1 tRNA gene and 2 pseudogenes are annotated in these 2,246 nt (G+C 42.5%); all 3 read left to right on the top strand.

Features of this window, described 5'->3' with window-relative positions:
• Window positions 1-202 (top strand): annotated as a pseudogene (locus tag HMPREF9074_RS01250) (dGTPase); the annotation flags it as partial.
• Between the two features lie 138 nt (window positions 203-340).
• Window positions 341-414, top strand: a tRNA-Asp gene (locus tag HMPREF9074_RS01245).
• Between the two features lie 167 nt (window positions 415-581).
• Window positions 582-2,246 (top strand): annotated as a pseudogene (locus HMPREF9074_RS01240) (excinuclease ABC subunit A); the annotation flags it as partial.

Below are 2,246 nucleotides of genomic sequence, written 5' to 3'. Positions count from 1 at the left end.
TTTTACTGCTATTATCAACTTCGAAAACGGTAGAGAGACCTCTTTTGATAAATTATTGCTAAAAAAGTTGCCCGAAAAGTATCAGAAAAAAGGCAGTATTTACGACAAAGTGATGGGCATCACCTGCTATATAGCGAGTTTGACGGACAGTAAAGCCGTAGAATTGCACCTAAAAACGGCGAGTAGCACTAAAAATATATAATTTATAAAACACTGATAATCAGCAGTAATAAAATAAAATTAAAAAAAAGTTGTAATTTTTTTGCCGAAAAATTTGCAGGTAATAAAAATTGTTGTACTTTTGCAACCGCAATGAAGAAATGAATTGCACATCACTAAAGGTCTGGTAGTTCAGTTGGTTAGAATACATGCCTGTCACGCATGGGGTCGCGGGTTCGAGTCCCGTCCAGACCGCTTCATAAGATTTAGTTGTGTTGTTTTGTGTAAATATTTTTACACGGGTTTATAGTAAACCAATGAAAGCTTTCCTTTGTAAGGAGAGCTTTTATTTTTTGTGCTAATTATAAATTGTGAATTAGCAAATTATCCGTACCTTTGTCGCCCGAATCATTACGATGACAATGAAGAGCAAAGAAATACTTATAAAAGGAGCCAAACTACATAACCTTAAAGATATAACGGTAGGTATCCCTCGCAACCAATTGGTAGTAATAACAGGGCTATCGGGGTCTGGCAAATCGAGCTTAGCTTTTGATACCCTCTATGCTGAAGGGCAGCGCCGCTATGTAGAAAGCCTATCATCATACGCACGTCAGTTTTTAGGACGGCTTGACAAACCTAAAGTAGATAACATCATCGGGATTGCGCCCGCTATTGCTATTGAGCAAAAAGTCAATACTTCTAACCCACGCTCTACGGTAGGTACTTCAACAGAAATATACGACTATCTGAAATTGCTCTTTGCCCGTATCGGCAAGACCTACTCCCCCATATCGGGCAAGGAAGTAAAAAAACACACTGTAACTGATGTGGTAGAGGCCGCCCTCGCCTACCCCGACGGCACTAAGCTGCTGCTATTAGCCCCTATTAGTATCCCTAAAGACCGCACTGTAGAACAAGTACTAAAATTGCTACTACAGCAGGGCTACGCGCGCATATTGCACCAAGGAGAAGTGATACGATTGGAGGAAGACAATCTACCTAAGAAATTAGGTAAATTTCAGTTGGTAGTCGACCGGATAGTGGTACAGCACAACGAGGATTTTCAGCACCGATTGGCAGATGCTGTAGAAACCGCTTTCTTTGAAGGAAAAGGGGAATGTATGCTACAAGAAGTGGAATCGGAAGTACTAAAACACTTCAGCAACCGCTTTGAGATGGACGGCATCACTTTCTTAGAACCGAATGTGCATCTTTTTAGTTTCAACAATCCTTACGGGGCTTGTCCGGAGTGCGATGGCTATGGCGATACGATAGGGCTAGACGAAGACCTTATCGTACCCAACACAGGGCTATCGGTATACGAAAATGCCATCTACCCTTGGCGTGGTGAAACAATGAGTTGGTTTCGCGACCAGTTGGTAAACAACGCTTACAAATTCGACTTCCCGATACACAAACCTTGGTATGAACTCAGTGCCGAACAACGACAATTAGTATGGGACGGCAATAAATATTTCACAGGGCTGACAGACTTTTTTAAAGAATTAGAAGAAAAGAGCTACAAGATACAAAACCGAGTATTATTAGCGCGCTATCGCGGAAAAACACGTTGCCATAGTTGCCACGGAAGACGACTTCGGAAGGAGGCTAACTACGTGAAAATACAAGGAAAAAGCATTTCGGATTTGGTAGAAATTTCTATAGAAAAGCTACAAGCATTTTTTAGAGAATTAACCCTTTCGCCCTACGAGCAAGAAGTAGCTAAACGGCTACTGATAGAAATCAACAGCAGGCTACAGTTCTTAAGCGATGTAGGCTTGGGGTACTTAACGCTAAACCGCAAATCGAACACGCTATCGGGTGGCGAGAGTCAGCGTATTAACTTAGCTACCTCATTGGGTAGTAGTTTGGTCGGCTCGATGTACATACTCGACGAGCCGAGTATAGGGTTACACCCACGCGACACTCATAGGCTTATAAAAGTACTGAGATCGCTGCGCGACTTAGGCAATACAGTGATAGTAGTAGAACACGATGCCGACATAATGAAAGCCGCTGACTACATTATAGACATAGGACCTGAAGCCGGTACCCACGGAGGGGAAGTAGTAGCTGCTGGCACT

Source organism: Capnocytophaga sp. oral taxon 329 str. F0087, from assembly GCF_000213295.2.
In the GTDB taxonomy this organism is placed as follows: Bacteria; Bacteroidota; Bacteroidia; order Flavobacteriales; family Flavobacteriaceae; genus Capnocytophaga; species Capnocytophaga leadbetteri_A.
This window is presented reverse-complemented; position numbering and strand designations above follow the sequence as displayed.